General features: G+C 73.8%; 18 protein-coding genes. 14 read left to right on the forward strand and 4 right to left on the reverse strand.

Annotation, left to right across the window (positions count from 1 at the left end; genetic code table 11):
* Nucleotides 1-55 precede the first annotated feature (55 nt).
* Nucleotides 56-841: a 3-oxoacyl-ACP reductase gene (locus ACFV9J_RS24415; RefSeq protein WP_003973892.1), complete on the reverse strand. Its 786-nt coding sequence runs from the start codon at nt 839-841 to the stop codon at nt 56-58.
* Between the two features lie 80 nt (nt 842-921).
* Here ACFV9J_RS24415 and ACFV9J_RS24420 point away from each other — a divergent pair, with 80 nt between their 5' ends.
* The 6 genes from ACFV9J_RS24420 to actVB are packed head-to-tail and all read left to right on the forward strand — an operon-like array spanning nt 922 to nt 6,211.
* Nucleotides 922-2,325, forward strand: coding sequence for a beta-ketoacyl-[acyl-carrier-protein] synthase family protein (locus ACFV9J_RS24420; RefSeq protein ID WP_385357055.1), 1,404 nt, complete (start codon nt 922-924; stop codon nt 2,323-2,325).
* Nucleotides 2,322-3,545 carry a ketosynthase chain-length factor gene (locus ACFV9J_RS24425; protein ID WP_385357057.1) on the forward strand — a complete coding sequence of 408 codons (1,224 nt, stop codon included), beginning with the start codon at nt 2,322-2,324 and terminating at the stop codon, nt 3,543-3,545. Before ACFV9J_RS24420 ends, ACFV9J_RS24425 begins: the two co-directional genes overlap by 4 nt.
* Nucleotides 3,546-3,569: 24 nt before the next feature.
* Complete coding sequence (locus tag ACFV9J_RS24430; protein WP_385357058.1) at nt 3,570-3,830, forward strand: acyl carrier protein; 261 nt, start codon at nt 3,570-3,572, stop codon at nt 3,828-3,830.
* Nucleotides 3,827-4,777 (forward strand): SRPBCC family protein, encoded by a 951-nt coding sequence (locus ACFV9J_RS24435; RefSeq protein WP_385357060.1) that lies wholly within the window; start codon nt 3,827-3,829, stop codon nt 4,775-4,777. The genes ACFV9J_RS24430 and ACFV9J_RS24435 overlap by 4 nt, the downstream gene beginning before the upstream one ends.
* Nucleotides 4,774-5,667, forward strand: a complete 894-nt coding sequence (locus ACFV9J_RS24440) for an MBL fold metallo-hydrolase (RefSeq protein ID WP_385357062.1) — start codon at nt 4,774-4,776, stop codon at nt 5,665-5,667. The genes ACFV9J_RS24435 and ACFV9J_RS24440 overlap by 4 nt, the downstream gene beginning before the upstream one ends.
* Nucleotides 5,668-5,677: 10 nt before the next feature.
* Nucleotides 5,678-6,211, forward strand: coding sequence for an actinorhodin polyketide dimerase ActVB (gene actVB / locus ACFV9J_RS24445; RefSeq protein WP_385357063.1), 534 nt, complete (start codon nt 5,678-5,680; stop codon nt 6,209-6,211).
* Nucleotides 6,212-6,229: 18 nt separating this feature from the next.
* Here the strand turns inward: actVB and ACFV9J_RS24450 are convergent, their stop codons facing one another.
* Nucleotides 6,230-6,727, reverse strand: coding sequence for a DinB family protein (locus ACFV9J_RS24450; protein WP_385357065.1), 498 nt, complete (start codon nt 6,725-6,727; stop codon nt 6,230-6,232).
* A 61-nt stretch (nt 6,728-6,788) separates the two neighbouring features.
* A complete protein-coding gene (locus ACFV9J_RS24455; protein ID WP_385357066.1) occupies nt 6,789-7,415 on the reverse strand; it encodes a class I SAM-dependent methyltransferase in 627 nt (208 codons plus the stop codon).
* A 154-nt stretch (nt 7,416-7,569) separates the two neighbouring features.
* Here ACFV9J_RS24455 and ACFV9J_RS24460 point away from each other — a divergent pair, with 154 nt between their 5' ends.
* On the forward strand, nt 7,570-8,145 hold the full coding sequence (locus tag ACFV9J_RS24460; RefSeq protein WP_385357068.1) for a helix-turn-helix domain-containing protein: 576 nt from the start codon (nt 7,570-7,572) through the stop codon (nt 8,143-8,145).
* A gap of 98 nt (nt 8,146-8,243) precedes the next feature.
* Here ACFV9J_RS24460 and ACFV9J_RS24465 read toward each other — a convergent pair whose 3' ends face one another.
* Nucleotides 8,244-9,173, reverse strand: coding sequence for a LysR substrate-binding domain-containing protein (locus tag ACFV9J_RS24465; protein WP_385357069.1), 930 nt, complete (start codon nt 9,171-9,173; stop codon nt 8,244-8,246).
* A 99-nt stretch (nt 9,174-9,272) separates the two neighbouring features.
* Here ACFV9J_RS24465 and ACFV9J_RS24470 point away from each other — a divergent pair, with 99 nt between their 5' ends.
* The 7 genes from ACFV9J_RS24470 (at nt 9,273) to ACFV9J_RS24500 (ending at nt 14,207) form a co-directional block, all read left to right on the forward strand.
* Nucleotides 9,273-10,103, forward strand: coding sequence for an SDR family NAD(P)-dependent oxidoreductase (locus ACFV9J_RS24470; protein ID WP_385357071.1), 831 nt, complete (start codon nt 9,273-9,275; stop codon nt 10,101-10,103).
* Nucleotides 10,104-10,198: 95 nt separating this feature from the next.
* Complete coding sequence (locus ACFV9J_RS24475) at nt 10,199-10,414, forward strand: DUF2568 domain-containing protein (protein WP_385357073.1); 216 nt, start codon at nt 10,199-10,201, stop codon at nt 10,412-10,414.
* A gap of 109 nt (nt 10,415-10,523) precedes the next feature.
* The gene (locus tag ACFV9J_RS24480; protein ID WP_385357074.1) at nt 10,524-11,663 is read left to right on the forward strand and encodes a DUF4190 domain-containing protein; all 1,140 of its coding nucleotides are present in this window, start codon (nt 10,524-10,526) and stop codon (nt 11,661-11,663) included.
* Between the two features lie 147 nt (nt 11,664-11,810).
* A complete protein-coding gene (locus ACFV9J_RS24485; RefSeq protein ID WP_385357075.1) occupies nt 11,811-12,563 on the forward strand; it encodes a GntR family transcriptional regulator in 753 nt (250 codons plus the stop codon).
* Between the two features lie 457 nt (nt 12,564-13,020).
* A complete protein-coding gene (locus tag ACFV9J_RS24490) occupies nt 13,021-13,212 on the forward strand; it encodes an SPOR domain-containing protein (RefSeq protein ID WP_385357077.1) in 192 nt (63 codons plus the stop codon).
* Nucleotides 13,213-13,257: 45 nt separating this feature from the next.
* Nucleotides 13,258-13,692, forward strand: a complete 435-nt coding sequence (locus ACFV9J_RS24495; protein ID WP_385357078.1) for a (deoxy)nucleoside triphosphate pyrophosphohydrolase — start codon at nt 13,258-13,260, stop codon at nt 13,690-13,692.
* Nucleotides 13,693-13,730: 38 nt separating this feature from the next.
* Nucleotides 13,731-14,207 (forward strand): ATP-binding protein, encoded by a 477-nt coding sequence (locus tag ACFV9J_RS24500; RefSeq protein WP_385357080.1) that lies wholly within the window; start codon nt 13,731-13,733, stop codon nt 14,205-14,207.
* Nucleotides 14,208-14,261: the final 54 nt, after the last annotated feature.

The raw sequence follows: 14,261 nt of genomic DNA on the forward strand, positions 1-14,261 counted from the left end.
GTGGAGCCCCTCGCAGCCTGCGAGGGGCTCCACCGCGTTCCCGGGCCGGCCGACGTCAGTAGTTCCCCAGCCCGCCGCAGACGTTCAGTGCCTGCGCGGTGACCGCGGCCGCACCGGGCCCGATCAGGTACGCGACCATCTCCGCCACCTCGGACGGCTGCACGTACCGGCCGATCGGCACGCGCGCGGTGATCCGGTCGAAGGCCTCCTCGGTCGACACCTCCCAGATGTCCGAGTAGTGCTCGCGCACGGAGGCGGCCATCGGCGTCTCGACGAATCCGGGGCAGACGGCGTTCACCGTGATGCCGGTCCTCGCCAGTTCGAGACCGAGCGCCTTGGTGAAACCGACCACGCCGTGCTTCGAAGCGGAGTAGGGCGCGGCGTGCACCACACCCTGCTTTCCGCCGGTCGAGGCGATGTTGACGATCCGGCCCGTCCCCCGTTCGAGCATGCCGCCCGCCTTGAGGACCTGTTTGGTCACCCGGAACACGCCGGTGAGGTTGGTCTCCACGACATCGAGCCAGAGTTCGTCGGCGAGTTCGGCCGTGGCGCCGCCGCCGGGCCGGCCCGCGTTGTTCACCAGCACGTCGACCGGACCGTAACGCTCGACCACCGCTGCCACGAGAGCCTCGATCTCCGGGACCGAGCGGACGTCGCAGGTCCGCCCGTCCGCCTCCACGCCCGCCTCCCGCAACTCCTTCAGCGTCGTCCGCAGTCCTTCTTCGCCGCGCGCGCAGACGAAGACACGCAACCCCTCCTTACCGAGCCTGCGGGCGATCTCCAGCCCGATTCCGCTGGTCGCACCCGTCACCAGTGCGACTTCGGAGTCCTGCGTGGCCATGTGTTCCCCTCCCTGCCTCGTGGTCCCTCACCCGCTCAGCTTTGGGCGCCCGGCTCGAGCGGCGGTCGAAGGGAGGTGGGGTGCCGCTGGACGCGGCGCCGGTGGATCCGGCATCGAGGGGTCCCGTATCGGCCTTCGAGCCTGCTTCGAGCCACCGGGCCGACGATGACGACGACCACCGGACGAACGCATCGAAGGAGCTGTTCGGATTGAAGCGCAGAGTCGTCATCACGGGCGTCGGCGTCCGCGCCCCCGGCGGGAACGGCACCCGGCAGTTCTGGGAACTGCTCACCTCGGGGCGGACGGCGACGCGCCGGATCTCGTTCTTCGACCCCTCGCCCTACCGTTCACAGGTCGCCGCGGAAGCCGATTTCGACCCGGTCGCCGAGGGCTTCGGCCCGCGGGAGCTCAACCGGATGGACCGGGCCTCGCAGTTCGCCGTGGCCTGTGCCCGGGAGGCGCTCGCCGCCAGCGGGCTCGACCCGGACACCCTCGACCCCACCCGGGTCGGGGTCAGCCTCGGCAGCGCGGTGGCGGCGGCGACCAGCCTGGAGCGCGAGTATCTGCTGCTGTCGGACTCCGGCCGCGACTGGGAGGTCGACGCGGCCTGGCTGTCCCGGCACATGTTCGACTACCTGGTGCCCAGCGTCATGCCGGCCGAGGTCGCCTGGGCGGTCGGCGCCGAGGGCCCGGTCGCGATGGTCTCCACCGGCTGCACCTCGGGCCTGGACTCCGTCGGCAACGCGGTCCGGGCGATCGAGGAGGGCAGCGCCGACGTGATGTTCGCGGGAGCCGCCGACACCCCGATCACCCCGATCGTCGTCGCCTGCTTCGACGCGATCCGCGCCACGACGGCACGCAACGACGACCCGGAGCACGCCTCGCGGCCGTTCGACGGTACGCGCGACGGCTTCGTGCTGGCCGAGGGGGCCGCGATGTTCGTCCTGGAGGACTACGACAGCGCGCTGGCCCGCGGTGCCCGCATCCACGCCGAGATCTCGGGGTACGCGACGCGCTGCAACGCGTACCACATGACGGGCCTGAAGGCCGACGGCCGCGAGATGGCCGAGACCATCCGGGTCGCCCTCGGCGAGTCGCGCGCCAACGCGACGGACATCGACTACATCAACGCCCACGGCTCCGGCACCCGGCAGAACGACCGCCACGAGACAGCGGCGTACAAGCGCGCCCTCGGTGATCACGCCCGGCGCACTCCGGTCAGCTCGATCAAGTCGATGGTCGGCCACTCGCTGGGGGCCATCGGGTCGCTGGAGATCGCGGCCTGCGTGCTCGCCCTCGAACACGGCGTGGTGCCCCCGACCGCGAACCTGCACACCAGCGACCCCGAGTGCGATCTCGACTACGTCCCGCTCGAGGCCAGGGAGCGCAAGCTGCGGTCCGTACTCACCGTGGGCAGCGGCTTCGGCGGCTTCCAGAGCGCGATGGTGCTGCGCGACGCCGAGACCGCGGGGGCGGTCGCATGAGCGTCCTCATCACCGGAGTCGGCGTCGTCGCACCCAACGGCCTCGGCCTGGCGCCGTACTGGTCGGCGGTGCTGGCCGGCCGCCACGGCCTCGGCCCGGTCACCCGCTTCGACGTGAGCCGGTACGCGGCGACCCTCGCCGGCCAGATCGACGACTTCCACGCGCCGGACCACATCCCGGGCCGGTTGCTGCCGCAGACGGACCCCTCCACCCGGCTCGCGTTGACCGCCGCGGACTGGGCCCTCAAGGACGCGAAGGCCGACCCGGAGTCGCTGACCGACTACGACATGGGCGTGGTGACCGCCAACGCCTGCGGTGGATTCGACTTCACGCACCGGGAGTTCCGCAAGCTGTGGTCCGAGGGCCCCAAGTCGGTCAGCGTGTACGAGTCCTTCGCCTGGTTCTACGCGGTCAACACCGGCCAGATCTCCATCCGGCACGGTATGCGCGGTCCGAGCAGTGCCCTGGTCGCCGAGCAGGCCGGGGGCCTGGACGCCCTGGGCCACGCCCGCCGTACGATCCGCCGCGGCACGCCGCTGGTGGTCTCCGGCGGGGTGGACTCGGCACTCGACCCCTGGGGCTGGGTCGCGCAGATCGCCAGTGGCCGGATCAGCACGGCCACCGACCCGGACCGGGCGTATCTGCCCTTCGACGAGCGGGCGGCCGGCTACGTGCCGGGCGAGGGCGGCGCCATCCTCGTCCTGGAGGACAGCACCGCGGCCGAGGCCCGCGGCCGGCACGACGCGTACGGCGAACTCGCCGGCTGCGCCTCGACCTTCGACCCCGCCCCCGGATCCGGCCGGCCCCTGGGCCTGGAACGCGCGATCCGGCTGGCGCTGGACGACGCCGGGACCGGTCCCGAGGACATCGACGTCGTGTTCGCCGACGGCGCGGGCGTACCCGAACTGGATGCCGCCGAGGCCCGGGCGATCGGCCGGGTGTTCGGCCGCGAAGGGGTGCCCGTCACCGTCCCGAAGACGACGACGGGCCGCCTCTACTCCGGCGGCGGCCCGCTCGACGTGGTCACCGCCCTGATGTCCCTGCGCGACGGGGTGATCGCGCCGACCGCGGGCGTGACGTCCGTACCCCGGGAGTACGGCATCGACCTGGTGCTCGGCGAACCCCGCGGCACGGCCCCGCGCACCGCACTGGTCCTGGCCAGGGGCCGCTGGGGCTTCAACTCGGCGGCAGTCCTGCGCCGTTTCGCACCGACCCCGTAACGACACCGAGAACTGGAGACAGCCATGGCAACCCTGCTGACCCCCGACGATCTGCGCCGCGTCCTCGTGGAGTGCGCCGGTGAGACGGACGGGACGGACCTGTCCGGCGACTTCCTCGACCTCCGCTTCGAGACCATCGGGTACGACTCGCTCGCCCTGATGGAGACCGCGGCGCGCCTCGAGGGCCGGTACGGCGTGTCCATACCCGACGACGTCGCCGGCCGCATCGACACGCCGCGAGAGCTGCTCGACCTGGTCAACGGCGCACTGGCCGAGGCGGCATGAGCCGGCCGGGAGAACACCGGGTGGTCCACACCCTGAGGACCCGGGCCCCGGCGCGGCGGCTCTACGAGCTGGTCGCACGCGTCGAAGACTGGCCGGCCGTCTTCGAACCCACCGTGCACGTACAGGTCCTGGAGCGCGGCCGGGGCACGGAACGCTTCCGGATCTGGGCGCGCGTGGGCGGTCGGGTGAAGACCTGGACGTCCCGCCGGACGCTGGATCCCGACGCCCTGAGGGTGACGTTCCGACAGGAGGCCACCCAGGCGCCCATCGCCTCGATGGGCGGGAGCTGGGAGTTCCGGGGCGACGGCGAGGGCACCGAGATCGTGCTGACCCACGACTTCGCCGCGGTCGACGAAGCCGCCCTGCCGGGACTGCGCGAGGCGCTGGACGCGAACAGCGGGAAGGAGCTGGCCGCGCTGGTCGCGCTGGCGGAGCGCCGGCAGCCGCCCGAGGAGCTCGTCTTCACGTTCGAGGACACGCTCCGGGTGCCGTCCGGGGACGACGCCTACACCTTCATCGAGCGCAGCGACCTGTGGCAGGAACGGCTGCCGCACGTGCGGAAGGTGACGCTCACCGAGGAGGCGGCGGGCACCGGCCCCGCCGGGACGCGGGACATGACCGTCCAGGACATGACCATGGAGACGGTGACCACCGACGGCGGTACCCACACCACCCGTTCGATCCGGCTCTGCGTCCCCGCGAGGAGCATCGTGTACAAGCAGCTGGTCCCGCCCGCCCTGCTCTCCGGGCACTGCGGAGCCTGGATCTTCGGCGAGGGCACGGTCACCGCCCGGCACACCGTGGCGATCGACCCGGCCCGCGTGGAAGAGGTCCTGGGCAGGGGCGCGACCGTCGCGGACGCCCGCGCCCATCTGCGTGAGGTGCTCGGTGCCAACAGCCGGGCCACGCTGCGCCACGCGGCGGCCGCCGCCGGGTCGGCGTCATGACGGTCGAGGTCCGTGAGGTCGCCGACGGTGTCTACGCCTACGAGCAGGCCCCCGGCGGCTGGTGTGTGAGCAACGCGGGCATCGTGGTGGGCGGCGACGGCGCGCTCGTCGTCGACACGCTGTCGACGATCCCGAGGGCGCGGCGGCTGGCGGAGTGGGTCGACAAGCTCGCCGCGGGCCCCGGCCGTACCGTGGTCAACACGCACTTCCACGGCGACCACGCGTTCGGCAACCAGGTCTTTCCGCCGGGGACGCGGATCATCGCGCACGAGGACATGCGGTCCGTCATGGTGACGACCGGCCTGGCCCTCACCGGGCTCTGGCCGCGGGTCGACTGGGGCGAGATCGAGCTGAGGCCGCCGAACGTGACCTTCCGTGACCGGCTGACCCTGCAGGTCGGCGAACGGCAGGTCGAACTGATCTGCGTCGGCCCCGCGCACACCGGACACGACGTGGTGGTCTGGCTGCCCGAGGAGCGGGTGCTGTTCGCGGGGGACATCGTCATGTCGGGCGTCACCCCGTTCGCGCTCTTCGGTTCGGTGGCCGGCACGCTGGCCGCGCTCGACCGGCTGGCGGAGCTGGAGCCCGAGGTGGTCGTCGGCGGGCACGGCCCGGTGGCCGGACCCGAGGTGATCGACGCCAACCGGGACTATCTGCGCTGGGTCCAGCGCCTCGCCGCCGACGCGGTCGACCGCCGGCTGACACCGCTGCAGGCCGCGCGCCGGGCGGACCTCGGCGCCTTCGCCGACCTGCTGGACGCGGAGCGCCTCGTCGCGAACCTGCACCGGGCCCATGAGGAGCTGCTGGGCGGACACGTGCGTGACGCCATGGAGATCTTCGCGGAGCTGGTCGCCTACAACGGTGGGCAGCTGCCCACCTGCCTCGCCTAGGGAGTCGAAGATGGCAGCCGACCAGGGAATGCTCCGGGACGCCATGGCCCGGGTGCCGGCCGGGGTGGCGCTCGTCACCGCCCATGACCGCGGGGGAGTCCCGCACGGTTTCACCGCCAGTTCGTTCGTGTCCGTCTCGATGGAGCCGCCCCTGGCCCTGGTCTGCCTTGCTCGTACGGCCAACTCCTTCCCGGTGTTCGACAGTTGCGGCGAGTTCGCGGTGAGCGTGCTGCGCGAGGACCACACGGACTTGGCCATGCGCTTCGCGCGCAAGTCCGCGGACAAGTTCGCGGGCGGGGACTTCGTCCGCACCGAGCGGGGAGCGACCGTGCTCGACGGAGCGGTCGCGGTCGTCGAGTGCACGGTCCACGAGCGCTACCCGGCGGGCGACCACATCATCCTGCTCGGCGAGGTCCAGTCCGTGCACGTCGAGGAGAAGGGGGTACCGGCGGTCTACGTGGACCGCCGGTTCGCCGCCCTGTGCTCGGCGACGGGCGCCTGCCTGTCCGACACCGGGCAGGGCGTGCCCGCGCAGGCCGGCTGAGGCCGGCCGGGCACGCCGTCAGCGGCCGGTGGCACCGTCGATCAGCTCGCGGAGGATGTCCGCGTGGCCGGCGTGGCGGCCGGTCTCCTCCACCATGTGGGTGAGGGCCCAGCGGACGGTGGGCGCGGGGCGGCCCGGTCGCGGCCCAGGGAGCGGCGCGCCGAGGTCGGTGCAGGTGTCGAGCACGCGGTTCGCCCGTTCGACGGCCTCCCGGTAGCGGGCGACGACCTCGGCGACGCCGTCCCGGGGCGCGGCCCGGAACGTCGCCGGCCAGCTTTGCACCTCCTCCCCGAGGAAGACCGCGCGCTCGACGTGGGTCAGGTGGTTGAGCAGCCCGAGCAGATTGGTGCCGGACGGAACCGCTGCCGTACGGACCTGCGGTTCGGGGGCGTCCTCGACCTTGCCGGCGATCGAGGTCCGCAGGTAGTCGAGGAACCCGCGCAGGGTCTCGGCCTCACCGCCGCCGGTGCGGGGCGGCGGGGTGTCCCGGCGGTGGGTGCGGGGGGTGGTGGGCATGGTGACCGGCCTCCGGAGGGTGTGGGGCGGACGGGCGGACGGGCCGCGGGCACGGGGTCCGTCAGTCCGCGCGGCGGACGAGCAGGACGTGGTCGACGACCTCGGCGGTGCGCCAGCCCGGTCCGGTCGCGGTCCGGCGCGGGGTCTCGGCCCGTTCGACCCGCCACGTCGCCGGGTCCAGGGCGAGGTCCGCCGCGACCTCCTCCGGGGCGGGGTGGCGCGCGTCGGGGTCCTGGTCCCACGACCACGGCGCCGTCGAGCCGTGGTCGACGACCAGCAGCCGCCCGCCCGGGCGCAGCGCGTGCGCGGCCCCGCGCAGGACCGACGCGCGGTCCAGGTCGAAGGGTGTGTGGAGGTAGTGCGCGCTGACCAGGTCGAACCGGCCCTCGGGCAAGGACGCGCGCAGGTCGTGCCGCACGGCGTCGACCCGGTCGCCGAGGCCGTGGGCCCGGGCGTGCCCCGCGAGCCGCTCGGCCGCGACCCCGGAGATGTCCACGGCCGTGACCCGCCAGCCCCGCCGGGCGAGCCACAGTGCGTCGCCGCCGCTGCCGCACCCCAGGTCCAGGGCGTCGCCGGGCGGCAGGCCGGTGACCGTCTCGACCAGGCGGACGTTCGGGCGGGGCGCGTCGGGCGCCGGGCGGGCGGCGTACACGCCGTCCCAGAACGTGACCGCGTCGGTGGTGCTCATCGCAACTCCTTCAGTCGGTTCGGCCGGCGGCGGGGACCGCGAGTCACGGGCCACGCGAGTCGCGGGCAACGCGCCGCAAGCCGTCTATGAGGCCAGTCTCGACACCCTCCGCCCGAACCGGCACGAAAACTTGCGGTTGTGGCAAGGTGGCCCGATGGACGCCGGAACGGACGACGACGTACTCGACGCCGTGGGCCCACGCCTGCGCACCCTGCGGCGCGAACGCGGCATCACCCTCGCCCACCTCTCGGCGGCGACCGGAGTGTCGGAGAGCACCCTGTCCCGGCTGGAGAGCGGACAGCGCCGCGCGACCCTGGAGCTGCTGCTGCCGCTCGCCCGGATCTACGACGTCCCCCTGGACGACCTCGTCGGCGCCCCGCGCACCGGCGACCCCCGCATCCACCTGAAGCCGGTCAGGCGCTTCGGGATGGTCTTCGTGCCGCTGTCCCGGCGACCGGGCGGCACCCAGGCCTTCAAAATGATCATCCCGAGCCGCCCGGCGCCGCTCGAACCGACCCCGCAGACCCATGAGGGGTCCGAGTGGCTGTACGTGCTCGGCGGCCGTCTGCGGTTGCTGGTCGGCGAGCGCGACCTGACGCTGTCACCCGGTGAGGCGGCCGAGTTCGACACGTCCCTGCCGCACTGGCTGGGCAGCGCCGACGGCGGCGCCGTCGAACTCCTCGTCCTGTTCGGACTGCAGGGGGTGCGGGCCCATGTGCACAGCGGCTGAGGGCCGTTCGACGTGGTCCGCGGGGGTGCGGGCGCCGGACGGGAAGGCCCGGCTCCCACTGGACGACGGACGGCCCGCGCAGCAGCGCCGAGGGAGCGTCACGCCCGGTCCGTCGCCCGGCGGCAGGCCTCCACGTACCCGCGCACCAGTGCCCGCCCCTCGTCCTCGCGGCGCCGGGCCAGGGCGTAGCGGCTGGGGGACAGGCCGCGGACCGGGCGGGTGGTGACGCCGCCCAGGGTGATCAGCGGGGCGTTGCCCGTGGCCACCAGGCAGATGCCGAGCCCGGCGACCAGGGCCTCGTACGTCTCCTCCGTGCCGGAGATCTCGGCGCCGACGCGCGGCGGGCGGGCGGCGGGGCCGCCGAGTGCGCGCCGTTCGTCCAGCGCCAGCCAGAAGTCGCGCAGGACGCCCGCCTCCGGGGGCAGGGCGAGGAACGGCTCGCCGGCCAGGTCGGCGAAGTCGACCTCCTCGCGGGCGGCGAGGGGGTGGCCGTCGGGGAGGGCGACCAGACGGGGCTCCTCGGCGACCACCGTCCAGGCGTAGCGGTCGGCGTCGGGCAGCGGCAGCCAGACGTACGCGACGTCGGCCGTGCCGTCGGCCAGGCCCGCGGTCGGGTCTTCCCAGTTCATCTGCCGCAGCCGCAGGACCGCCTCCGGGTGGGCCGCGGTGAAGCGGGAGCGGATCGCCGGGAGCAGACCGCCGCGGCCGGGGCTGGTGCTCATGCCGACGACCAGGGTGCCGCGCCGGGCCGCACGGGCCGCCTCCACCGCCGCCGCGCCCTCGGTCCAGTCGGCCAGCAGCCGCCGGGCGTGCGGCAGCAGGGCCGTGCCCGCCTCGGTGAGGGTCACGCCCCTGGGGCCGCGGTGGAACAGCTCGGCGCCCAGCTGCCGTTCCAGGGCCCGGATCTGCTTGCTCAGCGCGGGCTGTGACACGTACAGAAGCTCGGCCGCCCGCGTGAAGTGCAGCTCCTCGGCCACCGTCGCGAAGTAGCGCAGCTCCCGCACATGCACGTCCGTCGTCATGCCCATTGGCTATCACCACGGGTCTTGGACCGGCAACCGGCTTGTGGACGAGGGTGGTTGGCGTCGGAACAAGGAGACAGAGGGAACTGAACCGAGGGAGTCGGGATGAACAAGGTGTGGCTGATCACCGGGGCGAGCAGCGGCTTCGGGCGGGCGATCACCGAGGCGGCCCTGGCCGACGGCGACGTCGTGGTCGGCGCGGCCCGGCGCCCCGAGGCGCTGGACGACCTCGTGGCCGCGCACCCGGACCAGATGGAGGCGCTGCGCCTGGACGTCGCCGACACGGCGGCCGCCGGGGACGCCGTACGGGACGTGGTGGCGCGGCACGGCAGGGTGGACGTACTGGTCAACAACGCGGGCCGCACCCACGTCGGTGCCCTTGAGGAGACCGGCGAGGACGAACTGCGCGCGCTGTTCGACGTGCACGTCTTCGGCCCGGCCGCGCTGACGCGGGCGGTGCTGCCGTCCATGCGGGAGCGGCGTTCGGGCGCGATCGTGCAGATGAGCAGCATGGGCGGGCAGATGTCCTTCGCGGGCTTCTCCGCCTACAGCGCCACGAAGTTCGCCCTGGAGGGCATGTCCGAGGGGCTCGCGGACGAGGTCCGGGACTTCGGCGTCAAGGTGCTGATCGTCGAGCCGGGCTCCTTCCGCACCGGCCTGTTCGAGGCCGGAAACGCCGGGATCAGCGCGGACAGCGGCGTGTACGCCAAGGTCGGCGAGACCCGCGGGATGATCGCCGCGGGCGACGGCAGCCAGCCCGGCGACCCCGCCAGGGCGGCCGCGGTCATCCGGGCGGCCCTCGCGGCCGAGCACACCCCGCTGCGCCTGCCGCTGGGCGACGACGGCGTCACCGCGGTCCTCGGCCACCTCGACCGGGTCCGCGAGGAGGTCGAGACCTGGGAGAAGCAGACCAGGGCCACCGCGTTCGACAACTGAGGCGCGTCGGAGGGGCGTTACCGGCACCCACACGGCGATCGTGCTCTTGGGGGGTCGCCGTCGGCGACACGTGGCCGGTCGAGGTGGCCCTGGGGGTGGGCGCGCCGGTCGGGATGACGGCGGTGTGGGCGCTGTCCGGATCGCCGCGCGCCCGCCGTCCGGCCCGCGGGGGCGGGCGGTTCGTCCTGGAGGTGCTGTGGTTCGGTGCCGGCGCCGCCGCCCCGGCCGCCTCCGGGAGACCGCGGTGGGCGGCAGTCCTCGCCGGGGCCTGCCTGGTCAACGCGGCGCTCAGACGGCTGTGGAAGCAGTGACGCCCGGCGCGCCCGCGCCCCGCGCGCCGCCCCCCGCGCGGACCGCGCTTACGATGCGCGAGGCCGCACCCGTCGCCGCACCACCCTCTCGAACAGGAGCACGGTACTCGTGTCGATACCGCCACCGCCGGGGCCCCAAGGGCAGTACCCCCAGGGTCCGTACGCTCCGTACGCTCCGCAGTGGGGGCACCCCCTCGCGCCGTACCCCCGGCCGGCTCCCGTGAGCGGGCTCGCCATCGCCGCCTTCGTCCTCGGCGTCCTGTGCTTCGTACCGGCGGTCGGACTGGTCCTCGGGCTGGTCGCGCTGGCCCGGATCCGCAGGCGGGGCGAACGCGGCAAGGGGTTCGCGGTGGCCGGCTGCGTGCTGTCGTCCGTGGGGCTGGCCCTGTGGACGCTGACGCTGTCCACGGGCGCGGCAGGCGACTTCTGGGACGGCTTCCGGGACGCCGCGCGCGGCGAGGGCACCGCCTACTCCCTGGAGAAGGGCCAGTGCTTCACCACCCCCAGCGGCTCCCTCCAAGGGGTGACGTACGACGTCGACGAGGTGCCCTGCGCGCGGGAGCACGACGGCGAGGTCTTCGCCTCCTTCGACCTGCCGGCCGGTTCCTACCCGGGCGACGGGGAGATCACGCGGGCCGCCGACGACCGGTGCTACGCCCTCCAGGACGCCTACGCGATGGACCGGTGGGCGCTGCCGACCGACGTCGACGTGTACTACCTGACCCCGACCGCCGCGAGCTGGCGGAGCGGCGACCGCGAGATCACCTGCCTGTTCGGCAACACGGACGAGCGGGGCACGCTGACCGGCTCGCTGCGCAACGACGGCGCGCGGCTCGACGCGGACCAGCACACCTACCTGCTCGCGGAGGGCTACCTGAACCGGGCCATGGACGAGGTGCCCGCGGCGGAGGCGGTCGAGGACGACCTCGCGGGCTACCGGACCTGGGCCGGGCAGGTCTCGGAGGCGCTCAGGGGCGAGGTCGCGATGCTGGACGGGCACGCCTGGCCCGTCGGCGCCGAGCGCCCGGTCGCCGCGCTGACCGACGACCTGCGGTCGGCGCAGGAGGAGTGGGGCCTGGCGGCGAAGGCCACCGACCTCGACGCGTACTACGAGCACTACGGCAAGGGCTACGACCTCGTCGTCGCCGACAGCACGGTCACCGCCCGCAAGGCTCTGGGCCTGGCCAGCACGCCGCCGGACTACGAGGGCGGCGACGGCGGGGGAGACGACCCCGGCGTGGAGGTGTGAGAGCGGCCATAGCGGGGAGAAAGTGCCTGCGTAAAGCCCTCGGGCGGCACAAGTCATCACATCGAGTGATTCTTTGGCCTTTGCTTGCCTGGGCCAACCTACGGTTGCCACGCTGTTGCTGTCTGTACAACCTGATGGGAGCGGCCAGTGACATTCGGTGAGCAGCCGGCGTATCTGCGTGTCGCGGGTGATCTCCGCAAGAAGATCGCCGACGGCCTGCTGCCGCCCCATACCCGCCTCCCCTCCCAGGCCCGGATCCGCGAGGAGTACGGCGTCTCGGACACCGTCGCCCTGGAGGCCCGCAAGGTGCTGATGGCCGAGGGCCTGGTCGAGGGCCGCTCCGGCTCCGGCACCTACGTGCGCGAGCGGCCCGTCCCGCGGCGCGTCGCCCGCTCCGGATACCGGCCGGCCGGCGGGGCCACGCCCTTCCGCCAGGAGCAGGCCGACGGGGACGCGCGCGGCACCTGGGAGTCGCGCAGCGAGCAGGCCGAGGCGAGCGGTGCCGTGGCCGAGCGGCTCGGGATCAAGCCCGGTGACCGGGTGATGTGCACGCGGTACGTCTTCCGGGAGGCCGGTGAGGCCGTCATGCTCTCCACCTCCTGGGAGCCGCTGGACCTGACCGGCCGCACCCCGGTGATGCTGCCCGAGGAGGGACCGCTCGGCGGCATGGGCGTCGTGGAGCGGATGGCCGCCATCGACGTCGTCGTCGACAACGTCACCGAGGAGGTCGGCGCCCGCCCCGGCCTCGCCGAGGAGTTGCTCGCCCTGGGCGGCGTTCCGGGGCACGTGGTGCTGGTCGTCCAGCGCACGTTCTACGCCTCGGGGCGCGCCGTGGAGAGCGCCGACGTGGTCGTCCCGGCGGACCGTTACCGGGTGGCGTACCACCTGCCGGTCAGGTAGCCCGTCGGGCAGCCACTCAAGCGGGGCCGGGGCCGGGGGAGTTCGGGGCCCTGCCGCGGTGCGGGCGGCGGTGTGAGATGGCGGTGCGGGGCGGCGGTGCGGGTCGGCGGTGTGAGATGGCGCACGCCTGTCGTGCGCCTCCCGTGCCCCGTTCTCCCCGATCACGCGTCCGCCGGGGCTCGCGGCGCCGTTCGCCCGGCGCCGGAATCCGGTCGTTCCCCCAGGTCGCTTCCCCGTGCCCCGTCACGCCCGTGACCGGAGGCATCGGTGTGCGGAGACGGCGCGTTTCGCATCGTGCGCCCCCTGCGTTCTGGCTGGTTGCGTACCTCTTTGTGTAAAGCCGTGTTCGCTCCGTGAAGGTTGGGCGTAGGCTCGGGCATATGCGGATTGCGGTTTCCTTGGCGGGCGGGGCGCGGCGGGTGCCGCGGGCGGCGGGAACGGGAAGTGGAGGGGCGCGATGAACGACAGCACGGTCACTCTTCCCTGGCTGGTCTTCCGGCAGGACGACAACGGCAATCGCTATCGCGTGGGCAGGTACGCCACCCGGGCGGAGGCCCAGCAGATCGCGGACACCCTCGACGGTCGCGGCCACCAGCAGCTCTACTGGGTCGAGAAGCTCGCCGCGCCCGGCGCGGGCGCTGCGGACTGACCCACCGCGGACCGGCCCGGCCGGGCAGGCCGTAGGCTCCGGCGCATGACGGAACGGATCGTGGTGGGCGCCGCCCTGCTCGACGGCGGCCGCCTGCTCGCCGCGCGCCGCAGCGCACCCGCCGAACTGGCCGGACGGTGGGAGCTGCCCGGCGGCAAGGTCGAGCCGGGCGAGACGCCCGAGGCGGCACTCGTACGCGAACTGCGCGAGGAACTCGGGGTGGCGGCCGAGGCCGGTGGGCGCGTCCCGGGGCAGTGGCCCCTGCGGGCCCCCTTCGTCCTCCAGGTGTGGATTGCCCGCCTGCGCCCCGGCTCCGCGGCCCCCGCGCCCCTGGAGGACCACGACGAGCTGCGCTGGCTGACCCCCGGCCAGATCTGGGACGTGCCCTGGCTCGACCAGGACGTACCGGCCGTCGAGCGGGTGCTCGCACACCTGGGGCTCGAGGCGGGCACCGCTGGGAACGATACCGAGCCCGGATAAAGGGTATGTGCCCATTAACCCCATGAAAACGGGCATCGATGGGGTCGTCGGCCGGGGAAGTGATCGGCGTGAGTGACGGCGAGGGCGACTGTGCCGAGTGGGTCTTTCCCGCGGCGCCGGACGCCGTGCGCACCGCCCGCTCCCTGGTCCGCCGCACCCTGGACGAGTGGCGGCTCGACAGTGTCGGGGACATCGCCGCCCTGCTGGTCAGCGAGCTGGTCACCAATGCCCTGCGGCACGCCACCGGCCCCATCGGCGTCCGCCTGGTGCGCAGTCCCGCTCCAGCCGCCGGAGCCGCCGGAGCCGTCGCGGCCGCCGGGGTCGACGGCGCCGCCGGGGTCCTGCTGGTGGAGGTCTCCGACCCGCTGCCGGACCCGCCCCGCGAGCGCGTCGCCCGCCCCGACGACGAGGACGGCCGGGGTCTGCAACTGGTGGCCTCCGCCGCGCGGCGCTGGGGCACCCGCCCCGGGGAGGCGGGCAAGACCGTGTGGTTCGAACTCGCCCTGCCGCGCTAGCGCGACGGCCTCGTGACGCACTGTCGCCGAACGCATCGGCCGACGCCCGGAATG

The organism is Streptomyces sp. NPDC059906 (assembly GCF_042730645.1).
GTDB lineage: Bacteria > Actinomycetota > Actinomycetes > Streptomycetales > Streptomycetaceae > Streptomyces > Streptomyces rubrogriseus.